Raw genomic sequence first — 19,201 nt, 5'->3', positions numbered from 1 at the left:
GATGTTCAGAATAAACACTAGCGACCAAAAAGAAAAAGCTGTTAGGAAGGTAATTGTGTGTGAATAAATAATAATAGACGGTTTATTTATAATGGATTTGAATGCATTGACAGCCAATAGAGTGGCCATAAATAGAAAAGAGTTTGACAATATAAGAAAAAAGTCATATTCGTAAATTGATGAAACATGGTTAAGAAAAAAATGTCGTAGGGTTAGCGTTAATAAGGCTAATCCTCCTGTAATTTTGGAGTTGGCTACATTCAAAAGAGGGGGATTGCTTTGAAGGCTATCGTGTAGGTATAAATAAAGTATAATGGAAAAAAAGACATCCATAACGCCAAACACTAAAAAAATAAAGAAAACTGTATTCATAAGTAAATTACGAAAAATTATAAAATTGCCCCTGGCTAAGCTGAAAGAAATATTCCTAGCGATTAGAGTATGTATTTTATAACGAAAAACTATTTCTTGTTTTAGGTTCTGTGAAAGTTATTAAGGCTATAAAAGGTCATATTTTTTAATTCGGAGTCCTGTCATAAAGATTTTATAAATATATGAAAAAAACAATAAAGATATTGCCCTGGAATAATATGTTTTTGTTGGATATTCCAGTTATAGATATCCAGCATCGAAAACTCTTTGAATTAATAAATGAATTTGTTTATGAACTAACATTTGATGATGTGGATGATACAGAATCTTTGCTAGGTTTATTGGATAACTTGTATGAATACTGTAATTATCACTTTATAACGGAAGAAAAGGTTTGGGCTCAAAAGAATATAAATAAAGAATTAATTGATGAGCATCATCATGAACATAATCTGTTGTTTGGGAAAGTGAGCCAATATAAGGAAAAATTAGCCACCTTAGAAACCGGATTTATTACAAGTAAATACATCTACAATGAAATCATTCCTTTTTTGGTGAAGTGGTTATCTTTTCATATTTTAGAAAAAGACCGATTTTTAGCTGTTATTGCAAAGAATTTAGAGTTAAAAAAAGAGCCTGATGATGCCTTTCAAAGAGCACAAAAAACTTTAGAAAATAAAGCATTTTATTTAAGTTTGTATGTGGAGCTATATGTTAGTTGTTTCAAAAGCTTAGCCAAAATTAGTCACCTAATTGAAAACAAAGGTGTTATTAAAGAAATATCCAATCATAAAGATGATTATTTCAAACATATTATTAATAACGCGGTTGATCCCATATGGACAGTTAACGTTATAGACTATCAATTAGTTGAACACAATATATCTCTAGTGAAATTTTGTGAAGAACACTTGGGTTCAGCTACGTCATATATTGATTATGCTTTACGCTTTAAGATTTATTATGAACAACTTAATAATAAAGAAAAAAATTTAATTGTTGATTTTTACGATGACAAAATTGATAGGTATTTGCTGATTTCATTTAGTTATTTAGAAAAAGATCAGTTTTTTGCGAGTGATGAAATTTGCGTATTCGTTAGAGACGTGACAGATAATAAAAAAAATATTGAGATCTCTAATCATTTATTCTTTTATGACTCACTAACAAATCTACCTAACAGAAAGTTCTTACTGGAAAGATTGCGTCTTGTCTATGAGAATAGCAAAATTAGTGACAAATATTCCGCATTAATTATTTTTGATATTGATAACTTTCATCTTATAAATGATAAATTTGGTAGCGCAACTGCAGATGACATTTTATTCGAACTAAGAAATAGATTACTGGACTTATTGAAAAATCTCGACAATGTTGCACGTATTGGCGCCGATTCCTTTAGTGTGCTGCAAATTGATATATCTAAAGATAAAAATCGAGCATTAGCAAACACTATTGAATTATCAGAACAAATCAATTCAATATTGAATATTCCATTTGAATTAAAGGAAAATAGGTTTCGTATCAGTATTTCTATTGGTGCAATACTATTTAATGGCAAAGATAATTTTGATTTTATGCAACTGCTTGGCTTCGGGGAAGCTGCACAAATTCATTCAAAAAAAGAAGGGTTAAATCGATTAAATTTTTATCAACATGAATTACAACAAATTGCAATTAATAATTTACTAATTGAAAATGAATTAAAATTTGCTATCCCTAATCAACTAAAGATTTATTATCAGGTACAACATGGTCCTAATAATCAAAATGTAGGTTGTGAAGCCTTAATCAGGTGGGATCATCCGACTAAGGGAGTAATTTCTCCTGATCACTTCATCACGATTGCCGAGGATTGTGGTTTAATTTTATCTATTGGATATTGGTTATTCGATCAGGTATTTTATCAGTTGTCACTTTGGAATAAACATCCAAACCCTATGTACAATGTTCCTGTATCATTAAATCTAAGTGTTAAGCAATTTAATGATCCAAATTTAGTAAGTCATTTACATGATTTGTTAAAAAAATACCAAATTTCTGCTTCGTTGATTACACTTGAAATAACAGAAACCATTATGATGGAGAATTTTGAGTGTTTTAAAAAGATTTTTAAAATTTTAAAATCTTTCGGTTATATGCTTTCATTAGACGACTTTGGAATTGGATATTCTTCTTTATCTGTTATTTCTGAAATTGACTTTGATGAGATAAAAATTGATAAATCGTTTATTAATAATATTGTTAGCAGTTCCAAGTCACAAACCATTGTTAAATTGATTGTAGCGCTTGCAGAAGAGCTCTCTGTTCGTATAGTTGCCGAGGGAGTAGAGGATGAAAAGCAATATGAGATATTAAAAAGTTATGGTGTAGGATGTTTTCAAGGATTTTTATTTTCTTTACCAAGACCAGCTGAAGACTTTAAGTAGTTTTTTATTGATCATATAGAGGAGTTAATGAGAGGAAGTTAGGAGACTGATAGGTGGTGGCATAGATAACTTACTATGTTTATATTTTCTAACGTCTAAAAAATTAATTCTTTATTAAACATGTATCGTTATTCTCAATTCTCCCTTCTTTTAGTAGGACTGTTTTTTTTATCTTTTTCCAATTGGGTGTTTGCGGATCCCATTGAAAATTTACAATCTCTCATTGCACAAAAACGTTTTAGTGAAGCCTTTGATTTGGGTTTGCGCTATCCACAATTAAGCGGAAATTCTCGTTTCGATTATTATTATTCTATTGCCGCTATTGATAGTGGACATGCAGCAATAGGTATTACTAATCTTGAACGTTTGATTTCTATTGAACCTGACAACGTTTCTGCAAGACTTGAATTAGCTAGAGCTTACTTTTTATTTGGTGATTATGAAAGTGCAAAATCTAACTTTAATATTGTACTTAATAAAAATAATTTACCAGCAGATATAAAAAAATCAGTTTATAGTTATTTGGATGCAATAAGACAAAACGACCCCCTGGAGAAAACTGTAAAAAGTGGTTATGCCAATTTTACTATCGGTTTAAATAGTAACGTGGTCTCAAGTTCTCTTCTAACCCAAACATCTTGGTATTACCAGATTTTAGATCCTTTTTATTTAAAAACTAATTATGGTCAGCAATCTAGTTTTTCACAAACTGATTTAGGGTATTCTGTTTCAGGTCAGCTTGTATCATCATTGCGCTATCTTGTGGATGTTGGTGGAGATTATCGTAAATATTCTTTACTTTCATCCTTTGATCAGCGTACTACATCTACCGGTTTTGGTCTTGAATATTCTAAGAACGATAATAACTATACTGTTATTACTCATCTTGAGGAGGATGGGCTCAACGGTGGTGATTTAAGATCTGTATACAGTATTAAGGCGCAATGGGATAAAAATCTAAACCGTAATACGACGTTGAGTTCTAATCTTACTTATTCTCTACTTAGATATAACAATTTATTTTCTCCAATTTATGACTCAAACATGACAACATTTACTGTTGGCGCTCAACAGTGGGTTGGGGGACATTATGGGGTAAAACTTGATATGGAATTAGTTGGCGCACAGCAAAATAATATTCGTACACAAAATGACTTGTCTAGGGATATTATTGGTGGCAGATTTGGCATAAATTCATTATGGACCAGTAATTTATCCACTAAAATGATACTCGGATACTTTAAGAGTAACTATTGGGCAAGTCAACCATCTACTTTGTCCACTAATAATCCCTTACAAGACAGATTTTTAACAGTAGATTTTCATTTACGTTTAAAATTAGATAAGTCTTTAAGCCTTATAGGTTCTATTTCTAAATTTGTTAATAATTCTACTTATACGTATTCCGATTTCAGTCAACAGGAATATTCTGCAGGTTTAAATTACGAGTGGTAATAAACTTACTATGTAAAATGTGAAAACCAGTACAAAAGTTATAGTTTTTTTATTTAAATTTTGTTCTATCTTTCTTAGTCTTACAATTAAACTTAAATAATCTTAAATTTTAGGAAATTGTATGGCTGACGTCACCAGTATAGATTCCAACGAAGGCGCATCGCAAATTAATTCAGATGCTTTGCATCTGGATCAATTAACCTCCTTACAACAAACGCTACCGACCAATCCAGTTAGTGCAACGAGTACTACCCAAGGCACATTACATGAGTCAGCTGAGACGGTAAGGGTTACGCCGGATAATCCCAGTGTTGTCAATCAACCAAGTGAAAATACGGTATTAAAATCCACGGTACAGGCTGCATTTAAAAATACAGAGTTGGCACAAAATAACTCAGCTCAAAATACTGATACTCAAAATACAAAGCTACAATTAAACTTTAATGTCAATGATGGTTCAGGAAATAACAACCCGGCTTTTTCAAATGCGAATTTTCAAGCTAATTTACTGAACAATTCACCAGGCATACATACTACTGATCATGTCCATTCTACAGAGAGATTGGCCTCTGGTGTTACGCCGCCTCATGTGGGCACAGGTTCGTCAAAAAGTATTACCGTAAATATTGCTACTCAAACAACTGTTGAATCGCAAGGTTCCCCTAGTTCATCTGGTAATGTTTCATCCACGAATTCATCTAATGTACCATCTAGCATTAATACCGTTTCATCAATAATTACTTCACCTACTTCATCTACTTTCAATACCAACGCTTTCGGTTCCACAAGCACTACAGGATTAACTACTTCAAATATTGCGGTCAATTTTACTTCTGGATTTATAGGCAAAGCGGATCATACGCATGCGCAGGATGGAGGCGGTGCGGCCAGCGGGACGATCAATTTGGCCACGACGAGCGGCGAGACGTTGAGTGTGGTGACGGGCTCTGGCACGGCCGAGACGCTGACGGGCAGTTATGGCACGTTGACGCTGAATGCGAATGGCAGCTACAGCTACAGTGTGAACGAAAGTGCGATGGAGGGAGTGCAGCACAACACCACGGTGAACGATACGTTTACCTATACCGTTCAGGACAGTCATGGCAATACGTCGACGCAGACGTTGACGATGAATGTGTCGCCGGACAATGACACGACGGGCTTTACGGCGGTGGCGACGACGACGCATGCGCAGGATGGAGGCGGTGCGGTCAGCGGGACGATCAATTTGGCCACGACGGAGAGCGGCGAGACGTTGAGTGTGGTGACGGGCTCTGGCACGGCCGAGACGCTGACGGGCAGTTATGGCACGTTGACGCTGAATGCGAATGGCAGCTACAGCTACAGTGTGAACGAAAGTGCGATGGAGGGAGTGCAGCACAACACCACGGTGAACGATACGTTTACCTATACCGTTCAGGACAGTCATGGCAATACGTCGACGCAGACGTTGACGATGAATGTGTCGCCGGACAATGACAATCAAGATTATATTTCTAAGAAAATCACTAATTCAGATTACGGCGATGGAAGTAATGGTAGTTATAACTTATCGGTTACAGAAAATAACTATAATAGCAATACAATTGATTTGGGTAATGGTTCAGATTCTTTTAATGTGAATATTTCCAATAATGGTTATTTGAATATTAATACTGGCTCTGGAAACGATTCGTTTAACGTTTCTATGAATAATCAGGGTGGTGATATCAATATTCAAGCAGGTGATGGATCAGACACATATAATGTGAATGATTCTTCAGCTGGTAATGCAAATATCACTACTGGTGATGGAAATGACTCGTTTAATGTCACTACGGATAACCAGGCTGGTGATATCAATATTCAAGCAGGTAATGGATCAGACACATACAATGTGAATGATTCTTCAGCTGGTAATGCAAATATCACTACTGGTGATGGAAATGACTCGTTTAATGTCACTACGGATAACCAGGCTGGTGATATCAATATTCAAGCAGGTAATGGATCAGACACATACAATGTGAATGACTCTTCATCTGGTAATGCAAATATCACTACTGGTGATGGAAATGACTCGTTTAACGTCACTACAGATAACCAAGCTGGTGATATCAATATTCAGGCTGGTAATGGATCAGACACATTTAATCTGAAAGATTCTGGGTCTGGTAATGTAAATATTATTACCGGTGATGGAAATGACTTGTTTAACGTCACTACAGATAATCAGGCTGGAGATATCAATATTCAGGCAGGTAATGGATCAGACACATATAATGTGAATGATTCTTCATCTGGTAATGTCAATATAAATACAGGTAATGGCTCAGATATATTCAATCTAAATACATCTGGATCGCTTAATGAAAATATTTCTGTTGGTACTGGCAATAATACATTCAACCTTGATAACTCTGGGGATACAACTGTTAATCTTAACGTAGGTGACGGTGTTCAACATTATAATTTATCTGATAGCAATAATAACCAACAAACTGTTAATTTAAATATTACTGATAATTTAAATAATGATTCTGAAGTGTTTAATTTTACTTCCGGGAATACTATTTTAAATGAAACAACTCATTCATTTAATAACTTATCACAAACGTTTAATGTTGATTCTGGAAATGTAACAATCAACGCTGCAGATTCTAATTCAATATTTGACTTTACAAACTATACAAGTACTGATGGACAAGGAAAGTCTGATGTTAATTTAGCTCATGACCATCAAGGAGTTAATATATTTGATTTATCTGTTCACGACTTGGTCTCTATTACTAACTTTTCTTCCAATAATCATCAAGACCAGCTTTCATTGTCAGAAATTTTTGGAAACAACCAAATTAATAGTACTAATCTCACCAATTGGATAGATATTACGTCTGCTACCGATCATGGCAGTAATTATTTTAATGTTTCTGTTGATACATCCGGATCTGGTGGTCAAAATGGATGGGTGGAAGTGGCCAATATTTCTGTCGATAACAGCACTGCCGGATCTCATAACAATAATGCGAACTTTTACTATGACACGGTCAATCACACCATACATTATGAATCAAGTTCTGCCATAAATTCGCATGACGTTATGTTGCAGCATGTAAATAAACATGGAGATAGTTGAAAGTTTTACTTTTCTAAAAGTGTGGAGTAGCATCTAAGAAATGTATTATTAGTCACTTTACTATTAATACATTCAGATGCAATGAAGTTTAATTTAAATAAATAATGTTCAACATTAATATTTTTTTGATTTTTAATACTTGTTGATTTACTAGTTATATAGTGGGGATCATAGCCGATTAGATTAAATTTTTTTGCTCTTTCTCTAGATAGTTTATCTATACTCTCGGAAGGAGTTTTCTCCATTTCGTAAAATAAGCTTTTATTAACACCCATTATGTCTAAATAATTTTTAATTTTGTTGGCTGTGATTATGCTGTAATGGGAAGAGAGTACGGAAAGATTAGCAGCCAGTTCTTTTTTATTATTATTAATGTTAATTGTAAATCGATGAATGCCAAGGCTTAGTTCTTGTGCGTCACGAATTACTCCTCCAGCAAAAACAAGAATACAAGCGCTATCACATCTATTTGTAACAAAAACTTGAGCATTTTTTGATCTAAGCAATTTTCCGATCTTCATTGCGGAGTATACATCTCCACCTGGGCTATTAATTAATACAATTAGTCCGGCAGGGTAAGTGGAGAGCGTATTATTTAAATCTAAAAGTAATAATTTCTTATACATCTTTTCATCAATAGTACCTTTAATGGTTAATGTTTTTACGTTTTCCGCTTTACAACAGAAAGTAAAAAGTGAGTATATACAAAGAATAAAGATAAGAAGTTTATTACTTGTTTGAATCATTTTTTGAGTTAATTAAGCTCATAAATAAATATGCTAAATTTTTTACATCACCATTAATTACCTTATCCTTAAGTTTTGTTTTAACCTCTTCATGATAATTGGTATCAAAATCAGAATAAATATCAATTAATTTGATTGCAGATTTAATGTACTCATCTATGGTTTTACATACAGTCCATTTGGGATATCCAAGTCTTGTAAATAAACCTTCATCGATGTGTTCATGTACTTCATCACCAGTTTTACATATACCTATTTTATTTACAATTACACAGTCGATAATTCCATTAGTATTTCCAAACGGAAAAGGATTGAGGAAAATATTGTTATCATTTAGGCATTGTAAATAATTATCATAAAGTCTAGATGAATAAACGGTGCAATCAGATTCAATTATTGATTTGATACTACTTTCAATGTAATTATGAGTTAAGTTACGAGCATTACCAATTAAAAAATTAAAATGAATTTTCTTTTTCGAGTGTCTACTGATTTTATTAAGTGTACTTAAAAAAACATAATTTAATTTCATACTAGTTGAACATACAGCAATTGCTACTTCGGAGGATTTTTTAAAAGAATTAGTATTGGATAAATAATCATTAGTATGTGAAGGGTATCTATATGGCATCCCGTTACTTTTTAACTGAAGGATTTTTTCTGAAAACAAGTTTGGATTTCCTATAAAATCTTCTTCCACAACTACATAGTCAATATATTCAGAGAAAGTGGTAGCGGGATGACCTAATGCAATTATTTGATAAATACAACTACGAGTATTAGATAACCAAATTGTTAATGGAGACATTCCGATACTAGGCATATAAAGGATTGAAATTTGTTCTTGTTTTATTATCTCTTTTATAAATTGAACTTGTTTTGCTAAAGATAGTTTAGGTATTGATATAAATTTATTAAAAGACTGAATTGTCACTTTATCTATCTTATTAGAAAAGCCAGCACCAATTACTTCAAAATGATCTTTTAGGCCTTCTAAACTTTTAGAATGAGTTCGATATATAGAGTGTGCGGAAGTAAACCATTCAACTACTACTAGTATTTTGTGTGGTTTCTTTAATGGTACTGGTGTGGTACCGGAGATGTTATTATATTGTAAATAAGTTTGTATAATTTTGTTAATCAGTTTTTTTACTTCATGTTTTAATGGAGTGAATGCATAACTACAATGCATATATACATCATGAAGTATCCCCTCAGGGATTAGTTTGACGTTTATTTTTATATCTTCCATAGATATTTTTGCAAGAAACTCTAATATTTTCTCTCTTTTTGTACAAGCTTCTTCTGTAATTAAATGTCTGTTACTTAATATCGCAAAACACCAACAAAGAGTTATTTCTTTATTTATAAGCCATATTTGATCTATAGGAATATTAAATTGAGAGTCAGGAAAATATAATAGAAGTATTAAAATAATTTTATTTTTTTTAAATTCTATCTGTTGTGGTGTGTTTTTTATAAGAAAAAGATTAATTAAATGATCTGCATTTTTTAATACACTAACACCAAAAATTAACGCCAACCAACGCTGATGAGTAAATAATTGAACTACTAAATAAGGCTCTATTTGGCTATCAGTTGAAGTAAATAAAAAAGAGACAGAAGTAATTATGCGGTTTAGTAAATAATTGACTCTCTTTTCAACATTGAGTCGCGGTGGTAAATTAAAAAACTCCATATGAGGTAAATCACCACTGTGAGTATTCATATGGTCTAACAAAGCAATCAAATCCTTATATGCTTGCCCCTGCTTATCAAGGCAATCTCTTTCAAATTGAGTTAAATTAAACTTAAACATCTGATTTACGGTATTTTCGGATTGAAAATAATTTCTTTTAATACCTCTTTATATTTATTATTCTTTAGAACTAATTTTTTTTCTTTAATCATAACAAGATTTGTGTTTAATAACTCATTTATAGAATCTGTAATATTCTGTAAATAAATCACTTTATTGTCCGCCAGTCTACTTAATATTTCCAACGATTTTGAATTTAGGTTGTAGAGTATAGTGGATAATTCATTATGGTAATGACTAACATGTTTATTGTATTGATATTTGGTAATAAACATTGTTTTTATAGCGCTTTCGTTTTGTTCTTTATTTGTAAATGGTATAAATTTAATTTTTATTTTATTATTTATTGATTTTTTGATTTCTGAAGTGATGATGCAGATATTCCTATTGTTATCATTTGTATCGAATAATTTAATGATATTGTTTAACTCAAACTCAGAGTTAAACCCAACTAGATTAAATGTTAATTTTTGTTTGTCACTGATTTCTTTGATTATTTTTTTTAGTTTTTCAAAGGTAGTTAATTTTTTATTTTTTAAAAAATTTGCATACAAATTAATTTGCACTAAATTTTTATTCAATATCATTTGCCCAAGTATATTTTGATAAAAGTTTTCCTCATCTTTTAAATTAGATAGGGAAACTCTAATACTTAATAAGTTATCCGTAAGCATTTTATTGTGTAGCAAGTCTTGTATTAATACCATTTCAGTGAAATCTGAATTAATTATTTTTAAGACTAGTAATTTATGTTTTTTTATAATATCAATTAATTCGATTACATTATTAAAATAGCAATGATTTTCATACTTTGGCATTTCATTTGTCAAAATTCTATAAACAGTGCTTTTATCGTCTTCAGTTTTATTGGGTTCTGAATAATAAAAAAGTGATTTTGTAAATTGAAAAGTAATTTCATTAACAAGTACACAAAATTCTTTTGATAATTTTCCAAGTTTAGAAGCCAATTCAAACGACTCTGCTTTAAATACAATATTTGAATCAAGTTGATAAATTTCTGGAAGTGTAGCAATCCCACATTTTATAGAAATAGTTAAGTTATTCCTCACCCACTCTAGAATATATTTTGCGGCAATGACAGATCGGTGGCAATCATCTGCGTGAGACTCTGGGAAACCAAATAACAGTATTATTCCAATACCAGGAATAATAAATAACTTTCCATCTAGAATATTGCAAATAATTTCCATTTCATTTTTTAACAAATTCATTTGTTGATTAAAGTCTAGGATTACTGCTGTATTATTTTTAGATTGGTCTATTGATGGAATAATGGATAGAGTCGATATGAGCTTCCATATGTACTTTTGATTTGTTTTTGGGGTGTTCTTTTTACTTATGGAACTGGGCAGTTGAACGTTGTTTTTTTTGATTTTTTGAAATTTTAATAATGCTTGGGTTCTATTTTTTACCTCTAGTTTTTTATAAAGTTGATATAAATGTTGTTTAACTGTTCCTTCTGTTACTTTAAGTAAATGGCTTATATCATTATTAGATTTTCCTTCCTCTAATAATGATAGTATTTGATTTTGTCTTTTAGAAAGCTTCACCATAGTATTATCGTTCTTTCATACCTTCTTTAAAAGCAATATATAGTGGTCTTAAGATATACTCCAAAATAGATTGATTATCCGTAACTATATCAGCTTGTAAGGTCATACCAGGCTGAACAGGTAGATCTTTCCCATTTTTACCTAGAAACCTTTTAGGGACAGTGGTGTAACAAAGGAAATAGGGTAAATTTGTTTTATCATCCATGCTGCTGTAAGCAGACACGATTGATATTTTTCCATTAATTACTCCATAACGCATAAAATCGTAAGTATCTAATTTCAATCTAACATTTTGTCCTACTTTGATATGGCCAATATCATTTGTTGAAACATGTAACTCTGCCCGAATTTCATCATTGGAAGGAACTACGTTCATTACCGTAGCGCCTGGTGGAATAATCCCACCGATAGTTCGATATTTTAAATCTTGGACAATTCCATTAGCTGGAGATGTGATTTCCGTTCTTGATAATCGATCTTTTAATTTATTGATTTCAAAGACAGTACTTTCATAGTCCCCTTCCGTTTGAGCTAAGGATTTCTCTGCATCTAATGAACTTGTTTTAGGTACTAGCTTTTGTTTCGCTAGATCTGACCTGATTTTCGCTAATTCGGTCAGATAATCCACTTCACTTTTTAGTTTGTTACTCTTTGCCATTAATGACTGCAAATCTGATTTGGCTTCTGTATCATCAATTTGGATTAACATATCTCCTTTTTTTACACGACTTCCTTCATCCACAAATATTTTTTTTATACGCCCACCATCTTGATGCTGAATAATTTGAACTGAGTCACTGGGTACTATTTTCCCGGTTGCTTTTGCCACCACGTCCAATCTTGCAAAAATTGACCAAATTATAAAAGCAAATAGAACAATAGCAATAAAAAAAACTGTACCTTTTAAGTAAAGAGGAGATATGGCTTCTTCTAGTAAAATAGTTTTTGCTAAATAATTATCTGAATTATTACCGAACAATGTTTTTTTTATATTTTTTTTCATGATATTAGGCTGCTGGTTTTATTTTTAATAACTTTTCCGGTGAGCCTGCAGCTCGAATATAGCCTTGCTGCATGATAATTAAGGTATCTGCAAGTCGCATATGACTTGGTCTGTGTGTAATAAATAAGACGGTTTTTTTACCTTTAAAATAATTTATCATTTCAATAAATTTTTTATCTCCAATATCATCAAGTCCAGCACTTGGCTCATCAAAAAGCATTATAGGGGCATCGGTAATATAGGCTCTTGCCAAGACTAGTTTTTGTCTTAAGCTTGCAGGGAGTTGTTCAGATGCATTGTCACCGATTCTATAGTCTAGTCCATTGGGTAATTTATTGATTTGCTCCAATGCTCCAGCCCATTCTAATACTTGTCTTATTTCTTCAATTGTTGCCTCAGGTTTTGCTAGTCTTAAATTTTGTATTATTGTGGCTCTAAAAAACTGTGTTTCTTGCGGCGCGTAGCCAAATAGTCGTCTTAATTCCAGAGGATCTAATTGTCTTATATCTACTCCATCAATTAAAATTGATCCTGCCTGTGGTTGATACATTCCAAGTAATAATTTAAGGATGGTGGATTTTCCTCCGCCATTTGCTCCTGTAATAGCAATAACCTCTCCAGGATTGATGGTGAAATCCGCACCAATCAATGCTGGGTCTACAGTAAGTGAATAACGAAATGACACTCTAGAAAAATGAATTTGAGCGTTCAAACCTCTTTGAATTGGAGAGGTACTGGTTTCAAATCGCTCACTTTGTATATTCATTAGAGCCTCAAGCTGTCGGCTCGCTGTTTTGATCCGATCAATTCTTGGCATATTTGTAAAGAAAATTTGTAATGGTGAGAGAATTCTCCACATAAAAAACATAGATGCGACTAACACACCAGGACCTAAGGTTTTATTTAACGTCATTGGGACTGTGATTGTAATGATGCCAAGTCCCGAAGCCATCATAATAAAATAAGACACTCCCACTAAAGTAGCAGACAGTTTTTCAGTTTTATAGGCTGACATTGTGGCTTCTGAGGAAATTTCTTTAAAACGTTTTAACCATATCAAATCTCCACCTGACTCTCTGATAGCTCTCATTTTTGTTATCATTTCAATAGTAAATTGATTTCTTTTTGTAGAGGCAAGACCATTTTCAATCACTAGCTTTGTGCTTATTGGTTCTAATACCCAATAGAGGAAGAAATACAATAAAACTGTAATTGTTAGCACCAATAGGGCATAGTGGTTGATTAAGCCTAGCGCAACAGTCACTACAATTGTGGCAGGTAACTCTAAAATTGTACTGGCAAGCGGTCCCGTAAAAAGATCGCGGATTGCTTCAAAGCCGCTGATTCTAGCTAATTGTGCACCCACAGATGAGCGCTCACTTAATATGGGTGGTAAGCTAAAAATATGCTTGACTATAGCCGTTCCAAATAAGAATTCTATTCTTGCAGCAATATAAGAGAGCATTTTGCCACGATGGATAATTAAAATTGTAGATAGAATTATTGCCATACCAACACCAATTGCTAAGTGAAATAGTATAGTGGTTGATCCCGATGGAATAATATTGTTGTATACACCCATCATAAACAGAGAGCTTAATATCAATATAATTCCCGATAAAATAGAAGAGATGCCAGAATAAGCCACCAATGACCTAAATCGAAGTGTTGAAGTCTTTACCCAGGAAACAAAATTTTTGTTTTGTTGTGTTTTGTTTTTTGTGAAGAAAAAGACAGTTCCACTAATATCTGAATCGTTAGTGAGGAATTCAAAATCTGTGTTAATGCTCCTTTTGATTTTAATATAATTGTTTGTGACTTCGTACACCACAAAGCTTTCTGTGTCAGATGTAAACAGACAAGGAGTTAATCGTTGATCAATATCATGAATACCACAATCAATTTTATGTGGCATAAATCCCAACTGTACAATTGTATTTTCAAAAGCTGGAAGTTCTAAGGATTCTTGGAAATAAGGAAGAGCCTCAACCAAATCTCTTGGGGATATCCGCCAACCTAAGGCCTTAAGCAACTCTGGTAAACAAGAGGACAATTCGTTAGATTGTTTAAAAACAGACTTTACCGATAGGTCTATTCGTTTCCAGTCGTCAACAAAAATACTTTGGTGTGTTATGTCAGAAACGTTATTTTTCGCCGGAATAAGGGGGGCACGAACGTTTGGTTGCTCAATTATTCCTGGCAAGAGCTCTCCATTAATCAGCGTGTAGTGTGTATCTGCAATATTTTGTATAGAGGGGCGTTGAGTAACGATAACTAAGGTTTTTACATTTTTAACTGAGTACAGATAGTCGATTATTAGTTTCTCACCCTCTAAATCTATTGAAGATGTCGCATCATCAAACAAAATAATGTGAGGGTCGTAGGTTAGTCCCTTTACTAACGAGATTCTTTGACGATAACCTGGGGGCATACTCTCCACAGCACCGTCGCCCACAGGAGAGTCCCATCCCTTAGGTAATTTAGCAACAAAATCGCTAATTTTAAGAATTTTGGATTGTTCAAGTGCTTGAGTAATTTTTTTCTCATCAAAAAGACTTATATTTTCAATTAAAGTCCCTTCAAATAAGTTTGTTCTTTGCGGTAAATAACTTAAGATTTTTTTTAAATTTGTGGAACCGATTTTATCCAAGGGTAAGTTATTAAAAACTACTTCACCATGAGATGGTTTGACTAAACCTGCTAATATTTGCAAAAGTGTTGTTCTTCCGCTTCCTGTAACACCATGGATACATATGGCTTCTCCTTGTTTTATTTCTAAGGATATATCTTTGAAAATTGGAAGCTTTGCTTTGGGGAATGTGTATGTAATATTCCTTAATGCAATAACACCCGTGTCAAATTCCGGTTTTATGTATTCGTTTTCATTGGGTAGAGGTGAATTTTTTAAGACATTATTTAAATCATCCTGCATGATATTTTCTTGTTTCTGTCTCGTCCATATACTTCCTAATTTTTGTATAGGTGAAATGGATCGACCACTCAGTAGGAGACAAGCAGCAAGATCACCCGTAGTCATTTCTCCTTTGATAACAAAATACGCTCCTAATGTAACAACGAGCATACTTATCATAGGTGAAAAAACAGTGCCGATATTAAGTGCTATATCCATGGCAAAAGAGACTTGTTGCATACTTTTAGCACTGGTTTCCTGAAGCTTTTCGTAACGACGTAACATGAGCGTTTCCATACCCATTGACTTTAAGGTATGAATGTTTCCTAATGTCTCAACTAAAAAGTTAGTCCGGCGTAAATCAATTTGATTTTTTTGTTTAATAATATCTTCATAGTGGCGATTGCTCTTCCAAATAGTAATGAAAAAAATGACATATCCTAGGCAGACAACAATCCCTATTAATGGATTAATTAATACCATGACTAGCATGTAGATTAAAGTGAATGGAATATCCATTAGATTTTGAAAGGTCTGACCAGAATAATAGGACTTCAAGGATTGAATTGCTTTGAAATGTTCATTGTGATAGCCCGCTCCAGCAGTTTCAAATTCATGTAGCTGTAAAGCTAAGAGACGCGATGCGATTTCATTCATGGCACGATACTCGAAGCGAGCAGCAATCCATGAGGATAAATGGGAGCGAATGATTTTTACAAGTGATTCAAAGAATACAGCTAGTATTGTCCCACCCATAATGACTTTTAATGTTTCAATGGAACCCTTAGCAAGAATTCGGTCATACACTTGAAGCATTATCAATGGTGTAGCTAGAGCGAGAAGTGATATCACAAAGCTCGATAAAATTATCCAATGCAGGTCTTCTCTGAGAGGTGATAGACTGTCTAGTAAGCTTTCACCTACTTTTTTAATTATTTTTTTTGTCATTTTAGCTGTTTAGTCACGATGTTAATAGGGTGATGATTGTCACAAGGGTTAGAATCTTGTTCGCTACCCCCAATGGCTTTATACAAACTCACCACTGACCTCAATTGATCGAATCTTGATTTGGCCTCTGCATCTTGTGAGTTAAATACATCTCTCTGAACTACTTGGAGAGACACATAATCCATAGCCCCTGATTGATAAACCAGAGTGCTAAGTTTTAATAAGTTTTTAGTTTTGTTTAAAGCATGGGACAGTTCTTCATGTTCAATGGTAGTGATTCTTACCGCCGCGAGTGCATCTTGAACATCTCTCAAGGAGTTAATAATCGTGTTGGAATATTGATAAACCAACTCCTTGTTTTTAGCCTTGGCGAGACTTAATTGATTTTTTAGTTTTCCACCATCAAAAATAGTAGCAAAGACGTTTGCAGATAAAGAATATAATAAGCTATAAGGGGAGAGTATATTGCTTAAATTGCTGGATGCTTGGCCGTATTCATCCGTCAGATTAAAGGTGGGTAGTAAGTTTGCTCTTGCCGCTTTCACATCAGCGTTACTTGACTCAAGTTGGTATTCAATGAGGCGTATATCTGGACGTCTACATAGGAGATCGGAGGGGATTCCTGGGTATACCTTTGGCGGAGAAATACCTCCTAAGCTACTGTTTTTAAGTGAAATATTATTGACAGAGGTACCTAACAAGATGGCTAAGTGATCTAGGGCCGTTTGCTTTTGTAACTCTAGTGATGCTATGGCATTTTCTACAAGAACCAGCGTTACCTCCTGTTGTTGCAGTTCTAACTCAGTTGCCTCCCCTGACGTCATACGAATCGTAATGGCTTTTTTAACGTCATTGGCAATTAATAAATTCTTATTCGCTATTTTTATCCTCTCATTGAGAGATAATATTTCAAAATAGGTATTGACTACGTCTGCTATTAGACTCAATGCTACTGTATCACGGTTTTCTTGAGAAGCTTTTAACAAAGATAGCGCTGAATCTCGTTGATAATGGAGTTTATGCCACAGATCAACCTCATAGGTTGCTCTAAAACCAAATTCATACAAGTTTTGGTTAAAATAATTTGCTTGTGAAGTGGCTGTACCTGGTCCTAGGGCCGGACCACTTGTGGTTTCTCCTGCAAATATACCAATGGTAGGCATAAGAAAGGATCTTGCAATGTTAGCGTTTCTATCAGCCTGTTCAATGCGTGTAATAGCAACACGTAAATCATAATTATTGATAATAGCCGTTTCTACCAAATCATTGAGTTCCAGTGTTTTGAAAGACCTCCACCATTTATCTTTTATTTTTGGAAAAACGGGAGCATCTTGGATGATTTCCTGATTTCTAGTTGGGTTAACTGATAGCTTTGTCGTTTCATCTAGATCTTGTTTTTTGTATTCACGTGGTATCCAAGCCACGTAAGTCTCCTCTTTATCTGAATTGTTTGCGACAACAGAGATAGGATAATTGTTACTGCATCCGTAAAATAGGGATACTATAAGAGCTTCTTGCAAAATAGCTGAACGCAATGGTTTCAGCGGGGAAAGTCTCACCTTTGGGTGAGTTTTTTCACTTTTCAAGCGATGTTTTTCGCTTTACCCGTCCGAAATCATCGATTCTGCTCCGTTATGCCCATAGGCTACCGCGCCGACTTTCGCCAACGCCCCTTTTACTGTCTTTTACCTGTTAGTCTTGATGCGGCTACGTCAGTAATCGCATCAACTGCTCTGCCGTCAACGCCAGCATCCCGAACATCAGGTGCGACATGACCTTCGCATTCCCTCTGACCCGAACATACCGGCCGCCGTAATCATCCTTCAACCTGGCATTTATCCGCTCAGCCTGACTGCGTTCCTTGTATCGCTGCGCCTCGCTGGGCGTAAACTCGATCTTCTCGCCCTTGCGCGGATTGTGATCAATCAGCGGCACATGTCCCAGACTGCGACTGTGGTCCCGCAATACGCTGCTGCAATAGGCCGCATCCATCAAGTCATAACAATTCGTCACGCGCTCCGCTGTCATCAAAGACAGCGGCATCGCCGCCAGGCTGTCGTGCATCGAGGCGCTCGATAACAGCGCGCTCACCGGAATACCGCAGTCCGTTGTATCAATATGCAGCTTGTAGCCGTTCCAGCTATTCTTGTAACCCTGCGCGTTGCACTTGCTGCCCCGATCACACTCACGCGGCAATTCCTCAAGCAGTTCAGCCAGCGGTTTGCCGCGTTGCTGTTCAAGCTTTCCCAGCTTTGCTTCACGAATTTCGCCCTTGCATGGACGCCCGCGTTTCTTTGTCACTGCAGGTTCCGATACCTTGGCCCTTTTGGCCGGTTTCTCGCGGGACTCAATCGCCGTGCCATCACGGCTGATATGTCCGATCAACTGTTCGCCCAAGGTTTCTTTCACCAGAGCAGCATGCGTGCGCTCCGCTAGCCCCGCTTCGGCAAATTCTGCAAAGGCACGCGAGAAAGTCGCTTCGCTCGGCAATTTACGCCACATCGAGAAACCACAGATGCGCTTTAACGCGCGATCCATTGCCAAACGTTCAATCAGCCCGGCAGTTGTTGATATGCCCAATATCGCCTTGGCAACAAAGGCGTTCGCCAACATGCCCCGATCATGCTCAGGACGACCGTAGCCGCCCCAGCTCGAACTCACAAATTCCTCGATGCGCACCCATTCCAGAGTATGAACCACCTGCGCCAGTTTCGCTGTCAGCGCGCCTACCTCGTCCCGCAATTCCGGCATCAATTCGTGTTGAATGACATTCCATCGTTGCATAATTCCATTGCGTTGCGTAGTATTCATATCGGGCGTTGATCAAGT

Annotated in this window: 10 protein-coding genes; 3 read left to right on the top strand and 7 right to left on the bottom strand. The window is 34.9% G+C overall.

The window, feature by feature from the left end; genetic code table 11:
• Positions 1-554 precede the first annotated feature (554 nt).
• The 3 genes from FERRO_RS09015 to FERRO_RS09005 all read left to right on the top strand — a co-directional run bounded on the left by FERRO_RS09015 (position 555) and on the right by FERRO_RS09005 (position 7,371).
• Complete coding sequence (locus FERRO_RS09015; RefSeq protein ID WP_082601267.1) at positions 555-2,801, top strand: EAL domain-containing protein; 2,247 nt, start codon at positions 555-557, stop codon at positions 2,799-2,801.
• A gap of 120 nt (positions 2,802-2,921) precedes the next feature.
• Positions 2,922-4,256 (top strand): tetratricopeptide repeat protein, encoded by a 1,335-nt coding sequence (locus FERRO_RS09010; protein ID WP_152975736.1) that lies wholly within the window; start codon positions 2,922-2,924, stop codon positions 4,254-4,256.
• A gap of 121 nt (positions 4,257-4,377) precedes the next feature.
• Complete coding sequence (locus tag FERRO_RS09005) at positions 4,378-7,371, top strand: beta strand repeat-containing protein (RefSeq protein ID WP_056930514.1); 2,994 nt, start codon at positions 4,378-4,380, stop codon at positions 7,369-7,371.
• Between the two features lie 5 nt (positions 7,372-7,376).
• Here the strand turns inward: FERRO_RS09005 and FERRO_RS09000 are convergent, their stop codons facing one another.
• From FERRO_RS09000 to FERRO_RS08970, 7 genes are all read right to left on the bottom strand, one after another.
• On the bottom strand, positions 7,377-8,117 hold the full coding sequence (locus FERRO_RS09000) for an ATP-dependent Clp protease proteolytic subunit (RefSeq protein ID WP_056930513.1): 741 nt from the start codon (positions 8,115-8,117) through the stop codon (positions 7,377-7,379).
• Positions 8,101-9,936: a hypothetical protein gene (locus tag FERRO_RS08995; protein WP_056930512.1), complete on the bottom strand. Its 1,836-nt coding sequence runs from the start codon at positions 9,934-9,936 to the stop codon at positions 8,101-8,103. Before FERRO_RS08995 ends, FERRO_RS09000 begins: the two co-directional genes overlap by 17 nt.
• Before the next feature lie 5 nt (positions 9,937-9,941).
• Positions 9,942-11,510: a response regulator transcription factor gene (locus FERRO_RS08990; RefSeq protein WP_056930511.1), complete on the bottom strand. Its 1,569-nt coding sequence runs from the start codon at positions 11,508-11,510 to the stop codon at positions 9,942-9,944.
• 4 nt (positions 11,511-11,514) lie between these two features.
• A complete protein-coding gene (locus FERRO_RS08985; RefSeq protein WP_056930510.1) occupies positions 11,515-12,513 on the bottom strand; it encodes an HlyD family efflux transporter periplasmic adaptor subunit in 999 nt (332 codons plus the stop codon).
• A gap of 4 nt (positions 12,514-12,517) precedes the next feature.
• Positions 12,518-16,372 carry a peptidase domain-containing ABC transporter gene (locus FERRO_RS08980; protein WP_056930509.1) on the bottom strand — a complete coding sequence of 1,285 codons (3,855 nt, stop codon included), beginning with the start codon at positions 16,370-16,372 and terminating at the stop codon, positions 12,518-12,520.
• Complete coding sequence (locus FERRO_RS08975; RefSeq protein ID WP_056930508.1) at positions 16,369-17,796, bottom strand: efflux transporter outer membrane subunit; 1,428 nt, start codon at positions 17,794-17,796, stop codon at positions 16,369-16,371. The genes FERRO_RS08980 and FERRO_RS08975 overlap by 4 nt, the downstream gene beginning before the upstream one ends.
• A 283-nt stretch (positions 17,797-18,079) precedes the next feature.
• Positions 18,080-19,183 (bottom strand): IS5/IS1182 family transposase, encoded by a 1,104-nt coding sequence (locus FERRO_RS08970; RefSeq protein WP_056929312.1) that lies wholly within the window; start codon positions 19,181-19,183, stop codon positions 18,080-18,082.
• Positions 19,184-19,201: the final 18 nt, after the last annotated feature.

The sequence above is a fragment of the Ferrovum sp. JA12 genome, assembly GCF_001431705.1.
In the GTDB taxonomy this organism is placed as follows: domain Bacteria; phylum Pseudomonadota; class Gammaproteobacteria; order Burkholderiales; family Ferrovaceae; genus PN-J185.
This window is presented reverse-complemented; position numbering and strand designations above follow the sequence as displayed.

What these genes read in the sequence shown, in the direction of transcription:
- FERRO_RS09015 (WP_082601267.1), top strand. Translation starts at nt 555, where the DNA reads ATGAAAAAAACAATAAAGATATTGCCCTGGAATAATATGTTTTTGTTG.
- FERRO_RS09010 (WP_152975736.1), top strand. Translation starts at nt 2,922, where the DNA reads ATGTATCGTTATTCTCAATTCTCCCTTCTTTTAGTAGGACTGTTTTTT.
- FERRO_RS09005 (WP_056930514.1), top strand. Translation starts at nt 4,378, where the DNA reads ATGGCTGACGTCACCAGTATAGATTCCAACGAAGGCGCATCGCAAATT.
- FERRO_RS09000 (WP_056930513.1), bottom strand. Translation starts at nt 8,117, where the DNA reads ATGATTCAAACAAGTAATAAACTTCTTATCTTTATTCTTTGTATATAC.
- FERRO_RS08995 (WP_056930512.1), bottom strand. Translation starts at nt 9,936, where the DNA reads ATGTTTAAGTTTAATTTAACTCAATTTGAAAGAGATTGCCTTGATAAG.
- FERRO_RS08990 (WP_056930511.1), bottom strand. Translation starts at nt 11,510, where the DNA reads ATGGTGAAGCTTTCTAAAAGACAAAATCAAATACTATCATTATTAGAG.
- FERRO_RS08985 (WP_056930510.1), bottom strand. Translation starts at nt 12,513, where the DNA reads ATGAAAAAAAATATAAAAAAAACATTGTTCGGTAATAATTCAGATAAT.
- FERRO_RS08980 (WP_056930509.1), bottom strand. Translation starts at nt 16,372, where the DNA reads ATGACAAAAAAAATAATTAAAAAAGTAGGTGAAAGCTTACTAGACAGT.
- FERRO_RS08970 (WP_056929312.1), bottom strand. Translation starts at nt 19,183, where the DNA reads ATGAATACTACGCAACGCAATGGAATTATGCAACGATGGAATGTCATT.